The organism is Photobacterium sp. R1, assembly GCF_054600795.1.
This window is the reverse complement of sequence record NZ_BAAHZP010000159.1, coordinates 1-392: the sequence shown is the minus strand read 5'-3', so window position 1 is coordinate 392 and position 392 is coordinate 1. Positions and strand designations below refer to the sequence as shown.

Sequence of the window (392 nt, the reverse complement as noted above, 5' to 3'; positions counted from 1 at the left end):
AGACTGCTGGCCTTTTTAGTTTCTGCCGCTCTGCCACCATTCACTGATATAATCCCCCTCAAATTTCTAACCGATGAAGACTATGTATCAATTTACCTTCTCGTTCAGCGAGTTCTTATCGACTTACTGGCAAAAGCAACCCACAGTGATTAAAGGCGGTTTTGCCGATTTCGTTGACCCTATCTCGCCAGATGAACTGGCCGGACTGGCGATGGAAGAAGAAGTCGACTCTCGTTATATCTCACGTCAGGGTGAAAACTGGCAGGTAGAGCAAGGGCCACTGAGCTTTGAAAACCTGCCGGATGATCACTGGTCTTTCATGGTCCAGGCAGCCAACCACTGGCACAGCGGCGCGGCCAGACTGGTTAAACCGTTTCAGGCCATGCCCGGCT

Annotated in this window: 1 protein-coding gene; it reads left to right on the top strand. The window is 50.8% G+C overall.

Annotation, left to right across the window (positions count from 1 at the left end; translation table 11 throughout):
• Nucleotides 1-82: 82 nt before the first annotated feature.
• Nucleotides 83-392: cupin domain-containing protein (locus ACYP03_RS24470; protein ID WP_459782442.1), on the top strand; the 310-nt coding region annotated here is incomplete at its 3' end.